Below are 15,146 nucleotides of genomic sequence, written 5' to 3' on the forward strand. Positions count from 1 at the left end.
GGCCCCGCGCCGTCTGCGCGCCGTGCGGCGGCCGTGCGTCCTCGGGCCCCACTCTGCCCGCCCCGGGTCCATCCGGCACCCCGGGCCCGTCCGAACCGGTCCGGGCCCCGGCGGCGCCGGGCGGTCCCGGGGCCGGGGCCGGGCGGTCCCGGGGCCGGGGCCGGGCGGGACGTTCAGCCGTCGAAGCGGTCCGGGTCGGGGCCGGTGCGCTCGTCGCGGTCGAGGGCGGAGATCTCGGTCATGTCGGCTTCGTCGAGTGCGAAGCCGAAGAGGTCGAAGTTCTCCTCGATGCGGGCGGGGGTCGAGGACTTCGGGAAGACGATGTCCCCGCGCTGCAGGTGCCAGCGCAGGGTCACCTGCGCCGGAGTCCGGCCGGCCCGCTCCGCGACGCGCCGGATGACCGGGTCGTCGAGCACCTTGCCCTGGGCGAGGGGCGACCAGGCCTCCGTGGCGATGCCGTGCTCGGTCCCGTAGGCCCGTACGTCGTCCTGGGTGAGGTACGGGTGCACCTCGATCTGGTTGACGGCCGGCACCACCGTGCCGCCCTCCAGCAGCCGGCTGAGGTGGCGGGGCTGGAAGTTCGACACCCCGACGGCCTTGGCCCGTCCGGAGCGGTAGATCTCCTCCATGGCCTGCCAGATCTCCACGACGTCGCGCCGGGCGGGCAGCGGCCAGTGGACGAGGAAGAGGTCCAGGTGGTCGAAGCCCATGGCCTCCAAGCTGCGGTCGAAGGCCCGGAGGGCGTCCTCGCGCGTACGGGCTTCGTTGGTGAGCTTGCTGGTCACGAAGACGTCGGCGCGGTCGAGGCCGCTGTCGCGGACCGCCTGGCCGACCTCCTTCTCGTTGCCGTACATCTGCGCCGTGTCGATGTGCCGGTAGCCGGCCTCCAGGGCGGCCAGGGTCGTCCCCCGGGTCTCCTCCGGGGGGATCTGGAAGGTGCCGAAGCCCAGCTGGGGAATGCGGACGGCGTTGTTGAGGGTGACGGTGGGTACTGCGGTCACGGATGGGCTCCCGGGGTCGCGGTGGTGGATGTGCGGGGGTGCGTGCGTGCGTGGGGGGGGGCGCGGGCGCGGGTGTGTCAGCCCGCGATGCCGCCGAGCTTCGCATCGGCGGGCAGCACCCGGATGAGCTTGCGGTTCGCGAACTCGTGCATGCCCAGGTGGGAGAGCTCGCGGCCGTAGCCGGACCGCTTGATGCCGCCGAACGGCAGGCCGGGCCGGGTCGAGGTGGGGTGGTTGACCCAGATCATGCCGGTCTCCACCCGCTCCGCCACCCGGCGGCCCCGTTCCGCGTCCGCGCAGAACACCGAGCCGCCGAGACCGTACTGGCTGTCGTTGGCCAGGGCGACGGCCTCGTCCTCGTCGGCGACCCGGTAGACCACCGCGACCGGCCCGAAGAGTTCCTCCGCGTAGGCGCGCATGCCCGGCTTGACACCGGTGATGACGGTGGGTTCGACGAAGGCGCCCGGACGGTCGATCCGGTGGCCGCCGGTGACCAGTTCCGCGCCCTGTTCCACGGTCTCGCGGATCTGGTCGGCCAGGTCCGCGGCCGCCCGCTCGGAGGAGAGCGGACCGAGGGTGGTCGCCTCATCGGCGGGGTCGCCCGGCTCCAGCTCCTCGAAGGCGCGGCGCAGGCCCTCCACGAAGGCGTCGTGGACCTCGTCCAGCACGATGAACCGCTTGGAGGCCACGCAGCTCTGGCCGGTGTTCCCCATGCGTCCCGCCACGGCGGCGGCCACGGTGCGCTCCAGGCCTTCGCCGTCGAGGACGATGAAGGCGTCGCTGCCGCCGAGCTCCAGCAGGCTGGGCTTCAGGTTCCGTCCGGCCGCCTCCGCGACCCGGGCTCCGGCCTTCTCGCTGCCGGTGAGGGAGACACCGCGCACGTGCGGGCTGTCGATGATGCGGGAGATCTCCTCGTGGCTCACGAACAGGTTCGTGTAGACGCCCTCCGGGGCGTCCGCGTCGCGGAACAGCGACTCCAGGGCGAGGGCGGACTGCGGGCAGATCCCGGCGTGCTTGACCAGCAGGGTGTTGCCGAGGACCAGGTTGGGCGCCGCGAAGCGGACCACCTGGTAGAGCGGGAAGTTCCACGGCATGACGCCGAGGAGGACACCGAGGGGCTCGTGGACGAGGTGGGCCTCGCCCTCCGTCACGTCGAGGCGCTCGTCGGCGATGTAGCCGGGTCCGTGCTGCGCGTAGTGCTCCAGGATCGACGCGGCGAGGTCGACCTCCCCGCGGGCCTCGGCTATGAGCTTGCCCATCTCCAGGGTGATCAGCTGGGCCAGCTCTTCCTTGCGTTCCCGCATCAGCTCCGCCGCGCGCCCGACGACGGCCGCGCGCTCTTCGACGGGGCGCGCGCGCCAGGCGTCGAAGGCGTCCGCGGCGAGCGCGAGGGCCGCGTCCACCTCTTCGCCCTCGATGGCCGGGAACTCCACGACGGACTCCCCGGTGTAGGGGTTGACGGTCGCGAACGGGCTCTTCGTATGATCCGACATGACTCTCCAGACGTCGACTGGCTACGCGGAAGGTGCGAAAGGTGCATATGTCGCTTCCTCTAGCCGCTACCCGGCTTTGACATGGGCAAACGGCTCGCGCGCCCGGCCGGGGAGCCGTGCCGGAGAGCAGCCCGGAGAGCAGGCCGGTGAGTGGGGCGGTGGGCGACGGGTAGGCGCCGCACACCACCACTCCCACCGGCCCGGCTCCCGGGCCGGGCGGGGCCGGACGAGGCCAGGAGTCCAGGAGGGCAGAGCCATGGCCGCACACTTCCCGGAGCCGCAGCCGGCGCGCATTCCCCCGCGCGTCGCGAACCCGGGCGTGCCCCCGGGCGAGACGCCGCCGTGCGAATCGAGCACCGGTGGCGGAGCGGGGCCGTACCGGCCCCTCACGCGCGGATGGGCCACGGGGCCGCTCGTGCTGATCTGCCTGCTCGCCCTGTCGGTCGCCCTGTTCTTCCTGGCCTACGCCGTGACCCTCAACCTCTGAGCGGCCGGGGCTACAGGACGGCCACCGTGAAGGCGTTGTCGACGTAGCCGCCGTCGAGGTCGTACGTGTAGACGGTGACGGCGTTCGCCCCGCACGTGGTGCTGGGCGCCGTGCTGAAGCTGCGGCGGTTGGTGTTGGGCAGTTCGACCTGGACCACGCTGAACGCCAGGTTGACGCGGTCGCTGACGTTGACGCAGTAGCGCCCGGTGTCGAAGCGGCGCACCCAGTTGATGTTCTTCGCGCGCCGCAGGACGCCGGTCGCGGAGACGTCCGCGGCGGCCTGGACGTACGGGGAGGTGATGGGCCCCGGCTCGGCGGCCGCGGCGGCGGGTCCCGCGAGGGTTCCGGTCAAGGTGGCGGCGGCGATCAGGACGGGTACGGAACGGCGCACGGCTTCCACTCCCCAGGGACGACGGCCCACGGCGGGCCGGACAGTGCGCCCACCTTCCCCGACGCCCGCCGCGCGGGCGTCGGGCCGCGACCCGGCTTCGCCCGGCTGCGCCGCAACCTCACCCGCCCGGACCCGGCGCCGCGCCCCGGCGGTCCCGTCAGTCCTGTCCGCGCCGCAGGTCCAGCATGTCGAGCAGCGAGGCCAGGTCCTCCGGGCCCGTGGTCCGGGCGGCCACCGCCTCGTGCGCGGCCCGCTCGCGGCGGGCCACGGCGCCGGCGCGGCGGCGGCCGCCGGTGCGGGGGCCGCTCGTACGGGGCGTGCCCGACCGGTGCTCGCAGGCCGTCGCGCAGACGGCGGCGCCCGCCGCCCGGCTGCGCCGCCGGGCGCCTCCGGTGACGAGCTCGACCGCCTCCGCCAGGAGGCGCGGGGCGAGCGCCGGGTGGGTGGAGCAGGACGTTCGAAGGACTGCCATGCCCCGCTGGTGCCCAGCCCCGGCCCGTCCATCCGACCCTTTTCCCGCCCGCCGGGGCCGCCGGTGTGGCCCCGCCCGTACGCGGTCCGCGCGGAGCCCCTCAGCCGGACGAGGGCGGCGTCCCGGCCGGCGGTGTAGCGGGCGCGGAGCGCTGCGCATCCTCATCGGGGTCGGCCGCGACCAGCCAGGCCGAGTTCCCGGCCGTCGTCACCGACCTCGTCGGCGCACCGGACACCCGGCGGTACGGGGCGCTGCTGCTGGCCGGCGCCCACGGCATCGCCGACATGGAGCTCACGGGCCACCTCGGCGCCGAAGGCCTGAACGCCACCGCCGACGAGCTCGTCGACGCCCTCGTCCGCATGGTCACGGACACCGGCGCCCGCACCTGATCCGCGGCCCCCTCCCGGGGTCCGGGCGTTTGCGGCCGTGCGGAGCGGGCAGCCGCGGGACAGTGAAAGACCGCCGTGGACGAGGGAGTTGCCGAGCGTGAATGCGAACGTGTGGGCCTACCGCAAGACTTCGGGCTGGCGGCCGGGCATCGACCTGACCGGATTCACCGTGGAGGCGACCGAGGGGCCGGTCGGCAAGGTCGACGCGAACTGCCACGAGGTCGGCTCGTCCTACCTGGTCGTCGACACCGGTGTGTGGATCTTCGGCAAGGAGATCCTGCTCCCGGTCCGCGCCATCACGAAGGTCGACGAGGAGTCCCGGAAGATCTACGTGGACCTCACCAAGAGCGAGCTCAAGAACGCCCCCGAGTTCGACCGCGAGAAGCACTTCGGCCACGCCGGCTACCGCTCCGCGCTGAGCACCTACTACGGCTTCGGCGCGTCCGTCGGCCGCCGCCGCACCGCCTGAGCCCGGAGCCGGGGTGTCATGCCGGGGCGTTACGCCGGCCCGGGCGGCGGGGGAAGGCGGCGGGTGATCCGGTCGAACAGCTCCGTCAGCGGTTCGCCGACGTCCCGGCCGAACTCGGTGAGCCCGTAGGTGACCTGGGGCGGCGTCGTCGGCTCGACCTCCCGCCGGACCAGGCCGTCCTGGACCAGCGCGCGCAGGGTCTGGGAGAGCATCTTCTCGCTGATGCCCCGGATGCCGTCGCGCAGCTCGTAGAACCGCAGGTCGTTGCTCCGCAGGGAGATCAGCACCCAGACGCCCCACCTGCTGGTCACGTGGTCGACCACGTCGCGCGCGGGGCAGTCCGTGTGAAACACGTCATACCGCCGGGCCGGCCCGGCCCCTCCACGCTGCGCGCCTCCCACCATGCCATGAGCTTACCCCGAGGTATGTCCTTACCAAAAGTAAGCCCCGCTCCTAGCGTGAAGCCACGTCCACCCAGGACATGAGCGACGAGGAGCTGCATCATGATCGTGATCACCGGGGCCACCGGAAACGTCGGACGGCCGTTGACGCGGGCGCTCGCCGGGGCGGGCGAGCAGGTGACGGCGGTGTCGCGGCACCCCGCGGCGGTACCGGACGGCGTCCGCCACGTCGTGGCCGACCTGGCGGAACCGGCGGGGCTGGGGCCCGCGCTGGCCGGGGCGGAGTCGCTGTTCGTGCTGCTGTCCGGCGACCTGCACGCCACGGGAGCGGACCCGGCCGGCATCATCGGCGAAGCCGCGGCCGCCGGGGTCCGCCGCATCGTCCTGCTCTCCACGCTCGGCGTCGTGACCAGGCCCTTCGGCACGACCCGCGTCGCGATGCGCGCGCTGGAGGACACCCTGCGCGGGTCCGGCCTGGAGTGGGCCGTCCTGCGGCCGGGCGGCTTCGCCTCCAACGCCCTGTGGTGGGCCGGGTCGGTCCGCGCGCAGCGGCTCGTCGCCGCGCCCTTCGGCGACGTCGGGGTGCCGGTCATCGACCCCGCGGACATCGCCGAGGTCGCGGCGGCCTGCCTGCTGGACGAGCGGCACACGGGCGCCGCGTACGAGCTGACCGGCCCGGAGGTGATCACTCCGCGGGGTCAGGCGGAGGCCATCGCCACCGCGCTGGGCACGCCCGTCGGGTTCCACGAGCTCACGCGCGAGGAGGCGCGCGCCGCCATGGCCCGGAGCATGCCGGCGGAACTCGCCGACGACACGCTGGACATCCTCGGATCCCCGAGCCCGGCCGAGCAACGCGTCAGCCCGGACGTCCGGCGGGTCCTGGGCCGCGCCCCGCGCCCCTTCGCCGACTGGGCCGCCCGCAACGCGGCCGCCTTCCGCTGAGCCGACGGCCACCGCGCGCCCGGCCCGGTGTTGCCCCCTCGCCGGGGCGGGGCGTTACGTTGGGGGGAGCCGTTGGCGATATCCGCGCTGCCGCGTCCCCTGCCGGGTGCAGGGGGCGCTCCGGTACGGGCCTCCTCGACCGCGCGGCCGCCGACCGGCCGCGCGCTCCTTTCCCGCCGTAGCGCGCGGAAGGGGAGGGGTAGGTACCCACCCGATCAGGACGGCCCCGTGCACCTGCGCACCCCCTGCGTCCCCCGCCCGCCCCGCCCCCGCCCCGGGGGGCCCCCGGCCCCGGCGCCCGGGGGGGCCGGGGGCCGGGGGGCCCGGGGGCGCGGGCCGGGCGCGCCCCGCCGCCCCCCCCCCAACGGCGCGGCCCCCCCCCCCCGGGCCCCGTCTCGCACTCGGCCGCGGCCGAGTGCGAGACGGGGCCCGGCGGGACCGTGATCCGCGTCCGCGGCGAGCTCGACCTCGACTCCGTACACGTCCTGCACACCGCCCTCGGCCGCGCGCGCGGCCGGACCGTCGTCGACCTCAGCGGCGTCGCGTTCGCCGACACCGCGCTCCTGCACGCCCTGCTCGACGCCCGCGCCGCCCACGGGTTCCTCCTCGCCGGCCCCCTCACCCCGGGCCTGCGACGCCTCTTCGACCTCAGCGACACCCGCAGCTGCTTCGCCTTCGCCCCCGGGGCATGAGGCGAACCGTCCGGCGCTGCCCGTTGTACCCGGCGATGCGCAGGGCCGTCCCGCACCTGGAGTTCCGTGAAGGGCTGGACTACCAGATCGGTGGATTCCCGCTCCCGGTCTGAGCGCGCCGGCCCGTGGTGTGCGGGTCGCCTTCAGGGCTTGTTCAGGTAGGTGAGGACCGCGCGGACGCGGCGGTTGGTGTCGTCGTCGTCCGTGACGCCGAGTTTGCCGAACAGGGAGGTCGTGTACTTGCTGATGGCGCCCTCGCTGAGGAAGAGGCGGCGCGCGATGGCGTGGTTGGACAGGCCCTCGGCCATCAGGCCCAGTACGGAGTACTCGCGTGCGGTGAGCCGGTCCAGCCCCCGGCCGGGGGCGCTGCCCGTCAGCAGCTTCGCGATCACCGCCGGGTCCATGGCGGTGCCGCCCGCCGCGACGCGTTCCAGGGAGCCGATGAACTGCTCGGCGTCGAAGACGCTCTCCTTGAGGAGGTAGCCGACGCCGCCGGAGCCGTCGGCCAGCAGTTCGCGGGCGTACAGCTGCTCCACGTGCTGGGAGAGGATCAGGACCGGCAGGCCCGGGATCTCCGCGCGGGCGGTGAGGGCCGCGCGCAGGCCCTCGTCCGACTGGGCCGGGGGCATGCGCACGTCGATGACGGACACGTCCGGGCGGTGCGTCCGCAGGACTTCGAGGGTCTCGGGGCCGGTGGCGGCCGTGGCCACCACCTCGTGCCCGAACGCCTCGATCAGGCGGACCATCCCGTCGCGCAGCAGGTACAGGTCTTCGGCTACGGCTATGCGCATGGCAGGGTCATCCTCACACGGGTCGGGCCGCCCGGGGGGCTGGTGATCGCGAGCGTGCCGTCGAAGGCGGCCAGGCGGCGGCGCAGTCCGGCGAGGCCGCCGCCGGGCGGGGCGCCGGCCCCGCCCCGGCCGTCGTCCTCGACCTCCACGACGAGGCCCGTGCCGTCCCGTACGAGGCTGACGTGCGCCCGGGCCGCTCCGGCGTGCTTGACCGCGTTGGTGAGGAGCTCGGCGACGCCGAAGTAGACGGCCGACTCGATCGGCGGGTCCAGGCGCAGCGCGGCGCCGGCGCTGACGGCCACGTCGAGGGGGACGTCGAGCGCGAGGGCGCGGACGGCGTCGACGAGCCCGCGTTCGCTGAGGACGGGCGGGCTGATGCCCCGGATCAGCTCGCGGAGTTCGCTCAGCGAGGCGGCGGCGCCGGTGCGCGCCTCCCGCATCAGCGCCTTGGCCCGGGCGGGGTCCCGGTCCATCAGCGCCTCGGCGGTGGCGAGGGCGAGGCCGAGCGCGACGAGGCGGGCCTGGGCGCCGTCGTGGAGGTCCCGCTCGATGCGGCGGATCTCGGCGGCCTGCGCGACGGTGGCGTCGGCGCGCTGGGCGGTCAGCTCGTCCACCCGCCGCGCCAGCGCCATCGCGGGCGAGGGTCCCAGGAAGCGGACCGCCACCCGGGGCAGCGCCCGCCAGGCGTACGGGGCGCAGCCGGCGGCCACGGCGAGGGCGCAGGCCCCGGCCGGGCGCGGGGCGGCGAGTACGGCGAAGGCCAGCGCGGCCGGCGGGAGGGCGGTGACCGGCCCGGCGGTGAGCGGGGCGATGACGGCGAAGCGCAGGTCGCGCCAGGTGGCGGGGTCGCTCCAGAACAGCCGTATCCGCTGGTCCATGACGGCGTCCCGGCGGCTGCGTTCGTAGCTGAAGCCGTTCCACCAGTACCCGGTGGACAGTTGTGTCACGGGGCCGGCCTGCCGGTGACCGGCGGGGATGACGGTGCCGGTCCAGCGCGCGACGAGGTGGCGGGCCGCCCGGCAGACGGGCCGCGCCAGTGCGAGGGTGCCCGCGCACACGATCACGGCGGGCCCGATCCACGACCACGGGTGCTCCGCGCCGCTCCACGTCCCCAGCACCACCGCGCCGGCCCACACCAGCGGCACGAGCAGGCAGACGGCGGCGCCCGCACACGCCCGCCCGAAGCCCACGCCGGCCGACGCCGCCACCCGCACCAACCGGGATCCCACCCGTCCCATGACTCCCCCTCACTTCGCCTGCCCCGCCCCACTGTGCACCGCCCGGCGCCCCCTTCGCACCGGCCCGGTCCAGGAGTGGGTCTGGACCCACCCCCCGGTGGGTCCAGGCCGGTACCGCGCCGGGGGGCCGGTTCCTAACGTCGTGGTCATGGAAACCAACGCGCACACCACGGCCACGACGACGACCGCCGACGCCACCACCACCGCGGATCCGGCCCTCCTCGACGGTCCCGGCGTCCGGGCCGCCTTCGGCAGGGTCCGGGCCGCGGTCAAGGTCTACGGCGTGCTCACCTCGGCCGCCCTCCTGACGGTCGTCGCGGTCGCGGGTACGGGCCACCTGGTCAACCCGTTCATGTGGATCCGGGCGATCCTGCTGCCCCTCGTCGCGGTGCTGCTGCACCGGCTGGCCCGTTCCGCCGCCGGGGGTGCGCGGCGCCCCTTCGAGCGGCTGCGCGGAGTCTCGGCCGTCTTCCCCGTCGCGATCGTCGGGGTGGACCTGATCCCGGGCGTCTGCCCGTGGTGGTACGCGGCGCTGCAGGCGCTGTGCGTGCTCCCGGTCGCCCGCGTCGCCCTGACCCTGCGCGGCGCCGCCCTGCGCGCGGTGTTCGCTCCGCTCCCGAAGACGCGCTGAGCACCGGGCGACGCCGGTCGCGGGGCGCGCGCAGAACGAGGGCGCGCGGAGAACGCGGGGCACGCGGGGCACGCGGGGCACGCGGGGCACGCGGGGCACGCGGAGGGCCGGGGGCGCGCGGGGCGCAAAGAGCGCAGAGGGGGCGCGAGTTCTCGAAGATCAATTCGAGTGCGCCCCTGGGGGTACGGGCCCCCTTTTCTTGATCGCGCAGTTGTTAGCGTCCTGGCCGTGACTCACTTCATGGAGTCCGGCCAGAAGCCGGACCACGTCATGCTGCCCGCGCCCGGGGAAGCGAGCGAATCGTTTCGTCCCGTCGTCCTGGACCCCGGACGGCCCGTCGACGCCGCGGCCCTGGCCGCCCTGCGCGACGCGCCGCACCTGCGCGAGGTCCACGACCGGATCGAGGAGCAGGTCGAGGAGCTCCTGCGCTGCCGGGCACCCCGGGACCCCTTCGGCGGCCGGTCCGCCGCCCGGGCCGTCGCCGACGTCACGGGCGGGCGGCCCGGGACGTACGGCAGGTGGGTCTGGTACCCGTGGTCGGGCCGGCTGGTGCACCTGCTGCCCGAGGCGGAGTTCCGGCTGGTCCGCACCGACCGCAACCGCGACAAGATCACCCGTGACCAGCAGCGGAGCCTGCTGGCCCGCCGGGTGGGCGTCATCGGGCTCTCGGTCGGCAGCAGCGCCGCACTGGCCTGTGCCATGGAGGGCGTCGGCGGGGCCTTCAGGCTGGCGGACTTCGACCGGCTCGGCCTGTCGAACCTGAACCGGCTGCGGGCCGGGGTGCACGAACTCGGTCTGGAGAAGAGCGTGCTGTGCGCCCGCCGGATGTACGAGCTCGACCCGTACCTGGACATCGAGGTGGTGCGGGGCGGAATCACCGAGGAGACCGTCGGGGACTTCTTCGGCGATCCCGCCCGCGGTCAGGGGCTGGACCTGCTCGTCGAGGAGTGCGACGCCCCCTGGGTGAAGGTCGCCGCCCGCGAGCACGCCCGCCGCCACCGGATCCCCGTCCTCATGGACACCAACGACCGGGGCCTGCTCGACATCGAGCGCTTCGACCTCGAACCGGGCCGCCCCCTCTTCCACGGCCGCATCGGCGCCACGACCGCCGCCGACGTACGGGACCTGGGCCGGGAGGAGACCATCCGCTTCCTGCTCGACATCGTCGACGGGGACCGGCTGAGCCCCGCCATGACCGATGCCCTCACCCGGGTCGGGCACTCGCTCTCCAGCTGGCCCCAGCTCGCCAGCGGGGTCATGCTCGGCGCGGCCCTCGTCGCCGACACCGCCCGCCGCGTCCTGCTCGGCGAACGGCTGCCCTCGGGGCGCCACTCCGTCGACCTGGAGGCCCTCGTCCCCGCCGCCGAGGCCCTGCCCGCACCGCACGGGGGCACACCGTGACGCGCGTACCCGAACTGCGCGGCGCCCGCCTGCGGCTGCGCGAACTGCACGCGGACGACCACGCGGCCTTCGCGCGGATCCTCACCCACCGCGTGCTGACCCGCTACCTCGGCATCGACCGCATGGACGCCGGGCAGGCCCACGACACCTTCGCGCGGAGCCTGGCCCAGCGCCACACCGACCCGCGCCGCCGGTACACCCTGGCCGTGTGCTCCCCCGACGACGACGCCCTCATCGGCACGATGGGGCTCCTCGTCGAGGACTACGGCAGCAACGCCATGCTGACCAGCCTGGTGCTGCTGCCCGGGGCGCCCGTACGGGGGCACGGGCACGAGGCGGGCCGGCTGCTGATGGCGTACGGGTTCGGCCACCTGGGCCTGCACCGCATCTGGGCCGGACACCGCAGCGACCACCAGTTCATGCCGCAGGTGATGCACGCCGCCGGGCTCCGCCCCGAGGCCACGCTGCGCCAGCTGTTCCGGACCCAGGGGTGCTGGCACGACGTCACCACGTACGCCGCCGTCGCCCCCGAATGGAAGCTCCAGGCCACCCCCGCCGAGCTCGCCATCCTCGACGGCGCGGAGCTGCTCGACCCCGTCTGAGCCCCCTCCGACCCCCCTCCGACCCCCTCTGACCTGCCCGTGAGGGGCCCGGGACGCGCGCGGGAGCCGCTGCGGGGACACTGGCAGGACCACGAACGCAGGGAGGCGGGATGAGCTGGGCTTCATGGACCACCCGCGGTGTCTTCGCCGGGCGCTCCGGAGTGCGGACGGGCGAGGAGGGTCCCGTCCTGACCGGTGAGCTCGACGTGCACACCACCTGGATCGAAGACACCGGCCTCGCGCAGGTCACCGTCCAGTACAGCGGCGCGTCGGAGTGGCTCCCGCTGGCGGAGAGTCCCATTCCGTGCACCAGCGAGGACGCGAGCCGCGCCCTACACGACCTGGTGATCGACTCCATCCGCAGCGGGGCCCCGCTCCTGCTGGGCCCGGCCGCCCCGGCCGGCTAGGCCGTCTCTTCCGGACCTTGCCGGTCAAGACACCGCGGGGGCGCGGCCCGAAGGCGCGCCCCCGCGGTGTGGCCTGACCGGATCAGGCGGGTCAGGCGTTGACGCAGGTGTTGCCGAAGGCCGGGTTGAGCAGCCCGATGACGCTGACGGTGTTCCCGCAGGCGTTGACGGGGATGTGGACCGGCACCTGGATGAGGTTGCCGGAGAGCACACCCGGCGAGTACGCGGCCACGCCCTGCGCGCCCGCGTCGGCGCTGGCCGCCGACGCGCCGCCGGCCAGCACCGCACCGGCCGCCAGGGCCACTGCCAGACCTCGTCGCACACGAACCATGAGAAGTACCTCCGTAAGGGTGCCGTCGCCGTGCGGAGGGCCCGCGCGGCCGGTGCGGGGTCCGGGGAACCTTCCCCCGGCCTCCCCCACGTGCTGTCTTCGCCGCCGCCCTCGCGCCGGTTTGGCCGGTGCGGCATGCTTCCCCCGATCGGAGCAGTCGCGGACGCGGGGAGCGGACGCCTCCCATCCGCGGGGCCCCTCCGTCCTCGGGGGCGGCCGGGCCCCCTACCAGCGAGGACGAAGGACGACCGGTATGCGAGGAAGCCGCCCCGCCGGGGGCCGGACATGAGCGTGACGCGCGGCGGCGCGGGCGGCCCGGCGGGCCCCGCCCTGGTCCCCGTACGCCCGGGCGCGGCGCCGGGCGGCGCGAGGGCGGCGGTGCTCGTCCTGCACGGCGGACGCGCGGACGCGCGGACGACCTGCGGCCCCCGGACCGGCTGAGCCTGCCCGCCCCGCGCATGCGGCCCTTCGAGGCCGCCATCGCCCGCGCCGCCGGGGACGACGGCGTACTCGTCGCCCGCGTCCGCTACCGCCACCGCCACCGGGGCTGGAACGGCCGGCAGGCCCACCCGGTCGCCGACGTACGGCGCGCCCTGGACGAACTGCGCGCGCTCGCCGGTCCCCTGCCCGTCGTCCTGGTCGGCCATTCGCTCGGCGGCCGGGCCGCGCTGCGGGCGGCGGCGGACCCCGGTGTCACCGCGGTCGTGGCCCTGGCGCCCTGGTGCCCGCCCGGCGAGCCCACGGCCCCTCTGGACGGCCGTACGGTGGTCGCCCTGCACGACGAGGCTGACCGCGTCACGTCCGCGGCGGACACCTGGGCCTACCTGACCCGCGCCCAGCAGGCGGGCGCCCTGGTCCGGGGGGTCGCGATGCCCGCGGGCGGCCACGCCATGCTCCGCGACGCCCGCCGGTGGCACCGGCTGACGGCGCGGGCCACGGCCGCGCCCCTCGGACTCGGACCCGTCCCGGACGCACTCGCCGACGGCCCCGCCCGGACGGGCCGGCCCCCCCGGCCGCTCCGGCCCGAGGGGGCCGGCCCGGCGCCGTCCTAGCGGCGTACGTCCATGTGCAGGCGGACCGTGGTCCCCCGCTCCCGGGTGGAGCGGATCTCCACGAGGTCGCACAGCTGGTGCGCCAGCCACAGGCCCCGGCCGCCGATCTGCTGCGGGTCGGGGCGGCTGCGGCCCGCCATCACGTCGGCGATGTAGCCCGCGTCCCGGAACTCGCACAGGAACATCGCGTCCCGGGACCAGGTCCGCAGGGTGCCGCGGCCCCCGCCGTGCCGGATGCTGTTCGTCGCGATCTCCGTGACGGCGACGGCGAGCTTGGAGAGCCGCTCCTCGGGCACGCCCGCGTCGGCCGCGCACTGGGCCACCTTCGACCGGACCGCACCCAGGTCGCCCTGCGTGTAGCCGAACTCCTGGAACGGATCGCACGCGGCCGACAGGACGTCGAAGGGGTACTCGTCCCCGCCGAGGTACTCCTCGTTGGCCGCGTGCAGCCCGTCGCGGCGGATCAGCGGGTGGCAGCGCGACAGCGAGCGCAGGGCGTCCTGGTCCTCGTCCCCGGCGTCGTAGGGGCACAGCATCGACCAGGTGGGGCTGTGGGCGAAGGCCCGGTTCAAGAGCCACTCGTGGTACCGCAGTTCGGAGAGGTGCGCGGGGCTGCGCGCTTGACGCCAGGCGGTTTCGCCGATGCCGCGCACGGGCCGGTCGCCCTCGCCCCGCTCCCTCATCCAGGCCGACCAGGCGGCCACGAGCCGGCCGGGGTTGGGGCCCGCCGTCGTCGCGTCGACGAAGGTGACGGCGGGTTCGTCGGCGAGTTCGCCGCGCAGCAGCGAGGTCTTGTCGGAGGGCACGGCGACGACGACGGCCTCGCCGCCCTCCAGGGCCTCGTGGATGAAGTCCAGCGTCCCGGACAGGAACTCCGCGTCGCCGCGGTAGGGGTACAGCTCGTGGCGGAAGGGGCCCTCGGCCCCGCCGGACGCCGCCGCGCGCACGGTCTCGGTCATGACGTCATCACCACCGGTAGGCCTGCGTCCGCATAGCCCGCGAGTTCCCAGCACAGGCGCACGGTCTCGTTGGCTCCCTCGACGTCGATCCGGCGGCCGGGCAGGTGACGGGCCGCGTCGACGAGCGCGTGCATCCCGGCCGCGTCGATCATCCCGAGGGTGGCGAACTGCAGCCTGACCTCGGCCGTGTGCCGCATGGCGGCCCGTAGCGCGGCGTTGAACGCCGACGCGCACTCCGAATCGATCACTCCGTCAACGCTCCACCTGTCGGCACCGGTGCTGAACATCCGGAAGGCCGGACGCGGTGCGCGCGTGCCCGTCTCGTGGGGATGCATACATGCCGCCCGCTCCAGCGTCGGCGCGTCCCACAGCGAAGGCCGGAAGGCACACACGACGATGGCGCCGCTCTCGGAGGCGAATTCGTCGAGCTTGAGCTCCTGGGCGAGCAGTTCCTCGGCCCCGCCGGGCGCCGTCGCGGGGAGGCGCTCGGTGAGCACGCGGACCGACCGGAAGCCCTGGCGGGCAGCGGTACGGGCCTCCCTGCGCACCGCGGCCAGCACGGATTCGGTGTCCGCGTGGTCCGGCAGGTCCAGCACCACCGAGGCCGGGGGCAGGCCGTCGGGGGCGGGCCGGGTCAGGCCGGAGGCGCCGCGGGCGGAGGCAACGAACACGAGCTTGTCCCCGTAGAGGGCGCCGTCGGCCACGTACGCCCGCGCGTCCGTGAGGAAGGCCGCGGACGGATCCATCCGCCAGCAGACGTGGTCACCGAGCTCGACCTCGTCCAGCGTCGCCAGCGCGCGTGCCGTTCTCACCTCGCCCCCTTCCGGCCTGCCGGCCCTCCGATCGGGCTGTTCGCCCCCACCCGGCACCCTACTGCGCCCGACCCGCGCCCGGGGGCCGCACCGCATGCTGTGCGACTGCCCGCTCGGCGGGCTCCCAATCAGGCGGGCCCCGGCCGGCGGCTCCCAGGGCCCGGCCGGCGGCGGACTTCCGCCGG

General features: G+C 75.2%; 21 protein-coding genes. 11 read left to right on the top strand and 10 right to left on the bottom strand.

Features of this window, described 5'->3' with window-relative positions; translation table 11 throughout:
- Positions 1 to 173: 173 nt before the first annotated feature.
- Both ACGFXC_RS27005 and ACGFXC_RS27010 read right to left on the bottom strand, forming a co-directional pair.
- A complete protein-coding gene (locus tag ACGFXC_RS27005) occupies positions 174 to 1,001 on the bottom strand; it encodes an aldo/keto reductase (protein ID WP_393716951.1) in 828 nt (275 codons plus the stop codon).
- Positions 1,002 to 1,078: 77 nt separating this feature from the next.
- The gene (locus ACGFXC_RS27010) at positions 1,079 to 2,494 is read right to left on the bottom strand and encodes an NAD-dependent succinate-semialdehyde dehydrogenase (RefSeq protein ID WP_393716952.1); all 1,416 of its coding nucleotides are present in this window, start codon (positions 2,492 to 2,494) and stop codon (positions 1,079 to 1,081) included.
- 256 nt (positions 2,495 to 2,750) lie between these two features.
- On the opposite strand from ACGFXC_RS27010, the gene ACGFXC_RS27015 reads away from it, so the two are divergent.
- Positions 2,751 to 2,981, top strand: a complete 231-nt coding sequence (locus ACGFXC_RS27015) for a DUF6480 family protein (protein ID WP_393716954.1) — start codon at positions 2,751 to 2,753, stop codon at positions 2,979 to 2,981.
- Between the two features lie 10 nt (positions 2,982 to 2,991).
- Here ACGFXC_RS27015 and ACGFXC_RS27020 read toward each other — a convergent pair whose 3' ends face one another.
- Both ACGFXC_RS27020 and ACGFXC_RS27025 read right to left on the bottom strand, forming a co-directional pair.
- Positions 2,992 to 3,372, bottom strand: coding sequence for a hypothetical protein (locus tag ACGFXC_RS27020; RefSeq protein ID WP_393716956.1), 381 nt, complete (start codon positions 3,370 to 3,372; stop codon positions 2,992 to 2,994).
- Positions 3,373 to 3,529: 157 nt separating this feature from the next.
- A complete protein-coding gene (locus ACGFXC_RS27025) occupies positions 3,530 to 3,844 on the bottom strand; it encodes a hypothetical protein (RefSeq protein WP_393716957.1) in 315 nt (104 codons plus the stop codon).
- A 65-nt stretch (positions 3,845 to 3,909) separates the two neighbouring features.
- On the opposite strand from ACGFXC_RS27025, the gene ACGFXC_RS27030 reads away from it, so the two are divergent.
- The gene (locus ACGFXC_RS27030; RefSeq protein ID WP_393716959.1) at positions 3,910 to 4,233 is read left to right on the top strand and encodes a hypothetical protein; all 324 of its coding nucleotides are present in this window, start codon (positions 3,910 to 3,912) and stop codon (positions 4,231 to 4,233) included.
- 97 nt (positions 4,234 to 4,330) lie between these two features.
- On the top strand, positions 4,331 to 4,702 hold the full coding sequence (locus ACGFXC_RS27035; RefSeq protein ID WP_393716961.1) for a PRC-barrel domain containing protein: 372 nt from the start codon (positions 4,331 to 4,333) through the stop codon (positions 4,700 to 4,702).
- Between the two features lie 29 nt (positions 4,703 to 4,731).
- Here the strand turns inward: ACGFXC_RS27035 and ACGFXC_RS27040 are convergent, their stop codons facing one another.
- Complete coding sequence (locus ACGFXC_RS27040; protein ID WP_393716963.1) at positions 4,732 to 5,106, bottom strand: winged helix-turn-helix transcriptional regulator; 375 nt, start codon at positions 5,104 to 5,106, stop codon at positions 4,732 to 4,734.
- A 99-nt stretch (positions 5,107 to 5,205) separates the two neighbouring features.
- Between ACGFXC_RS27040 and ACGFXC_RS27045 the strand changes: the two genes are divergently transcribed.
- Together ACGFXC_RS27045 and ACGFXC_RS27050 are read left to right on the top strand one after the other, a co-directional pair.
- Positions 5,206 to 6,045, top strand: a complete 840-nt coding sequence (locus tag ACGFXC_RS27045) for an SDR family oxidoreductase (protein WP_393716964.1) — start codon at positions 5,206 to 5,208, stop codon at positions 6,043 to 6,045.
- 440 nt (positions 6,046 to 6,485) lie between these two features.
- The gene (locus ACGFXC_RS27050; RefSeq protein WP_393716966.1) at positions 6,486 to 6,737 is read left to right on the top strand and encodes an STAS domain-containing protein; all 252 of its coding nucleotides are present in this window, start codon (positions 6,486 to 6,488) and stop codon (positions 6,735 to 6,737) included.
- 143 nt (positions 6,738 to 6,880) lie between these two features.
- Here the strand turns inward: ACGFXC_RS27050 and ACGFXC_RS27055 are convergent, their stop codons facing one another.
- Positions 6,881 to 7,528: a response regulator gene (locus ACGFXC_RS27055; protein WP_393716968.1), complete on the bottom strand. Its 648-nt coding sequence runs from the start codon at positions 7,526 to 7,528 to the stop codon at positions 6,881 to 6,883.
- Positions 7,519 to 8,766 carry a sensor histidine kinase gene (locus ACGFXC_RS27060; RefSeq protein WP_393716970.1) on the bottom strand — a complete coding sequence of 416 codons (1,248 nt, stop codon included), beginning with the start codon at positions 8,764 to 8,766 and terminating at the stop codon, positions 7,519 to 7,521. The genes ACGFXC_RS27055 and ACGFXC_RS27060 overlap by 10 nt, the downstream gene beginning before the upstream one ends.
- 148 nt (positions 8,767 to 8,914) lie before the next feature.
- Between ACGFXC_RS27060 and ACGFXC_RS27065 the strand changes: the two genes are divergently transcribed.
- The 4 genes from ACGFXC_RS27065 (at position 8,915) to ACGFXC_RS27080 (ending at position 11,807) form a co-directional block, all read left to right on the top strand.
- Positions 8,915 to 9,397: a hypothetical protein gene (locus ACGFXC_RS27065; protein WP_393716972.1), complete on the top strand. Its 483-nt coding sequence runs from the start codon at positions 8,915 to 8,917 to the stop codon at positions 9,395 to 9,397.
- 228 nt (positions 9,398 to 9,625) lie between these two features.
- Positions 9,626 to 10,798 (top strand): ThiF family adenylyltransferase, encoded by a 1,173-nt coding sequence (locus tag ACGFXC_RS27070; RefSeq protein WP_393716973.1) that lies wholly within the window; start codon positions 9,626 to 9,628, stop codon positions 10,796 to 10,798.
- Entirely contained in the window at positions 10,795 to 11,400 is a 606-nt protein-coding gene (locus ACGFXC_RS27075) for a GNAT family N-acetyltransferase (protein ID WP_393716975.1), read from the top strand. Before ACGFXC_RS27070 ends, ACGFXC_RS27075 begins: the two co-directional genes overlap by 4 nt.
- Before the next feature lie 110 nt (positions 11,401 to 11,510).
- The gene (locus ACGFXC_RS27080; protein WP_393716977.1) at positions 11,511 to 11,807 is read left to right on the top strand and encodes a hypothetical protein; all 297 of its coding nucleotides are present in this window, start codon (positions 11,511 to 11,513) and stop codon (positions 11,805 to 11,807) included.
- A 91-nt stretch (positions 11,808 to 11,898) separates the two neighbouring features.
- On the opposite strand, the gene ACGFXC_RS27085 is transcribed toward ACGFXC_RS27080, so the two are convergent.
- Positions 11,899 to 12,138: a chaplin gene (locus tag ACGFXC_RS27085; RefSeq protein WP_393716979.1), complete on the bottom strand. Its 240-nt coding sequence runs from the start codon at positions 12,136 to 12,138 to the stop codon at positions 11,899 to 11,901.
- 285 nt (positions 12,139 to 12,423) lie between these two features.
- Between ACGFXC_RS27085 and ACGFXC_RS27090 the strand changes: the two genes are divergently transcribed.
- A complete protein-coding gene (locus tag ACGFXC_RS27090; protein WP_393716980.1) occupies positions 12,424 to 12,579 on the top strand; it encodes a hypothetical protein in 156 nt (51 codons plus the stop codon).
- A gap of 17 nt (positions 12,580 to 12,596) precedes the next feature.
- Positions 12,597 to 13,190: an alpha/beta fold hydrolase gene (locus tag ACGFXC_RS27095; RefSeq protein WP_393716982.1), complete on the top strand. Its 594-nt coding sequence runs from the start codon at positions 12,597 to 12,599 to the stop codon at positions 13,188 to 13,190.
- Here the strand turns inward: ACGFXC_RS27095 and ACGFXC_RS27100 are convergent.
- Positions 13,187 to 14,149, bottom strand: a complete 963-nt coding sequence (locus ACGFXC_RS27100) for an anti-sigma factor RsbA family regulatory protein (RefSeq protein ID WP_393716983.1) — start codon at positions 14,147 to 14,149, stop codon at positions 13,187 to 13,189. The genes ACGFXC_RS27095 and ACGFXC_RS27100 overlap by 4 nt on opposite strands.
- The gene (locus tag ACGFXC_RS27105) at positions 14,146 to 14,961 is read right to left on the bottom strand and encodes an MEDS domain-containing protein (RefSeq protein WP_393716985.1); all 816 of its coding nucleotides are present in this window, start codon (positions 14,959 to 14,961) and stop codon (positions 14,146 to 14,148) included. Before ACGFXC_RS27105 ends, ACGFXC_RS27100 begins: the two co-directional genes overlap by 4 nt.
- Positions 14,962 to 15,146 lie beyond the last annotated feature (185 nt).

It is taken from the genome of Streptomyces sp. NPDC048507 (assembly GCF_043199995.1).
Lineage (GTDB): Bacteria > Actinomycetota > Actinomycetes > Streptomycetales > Streptomycetaceae > Streptomyces.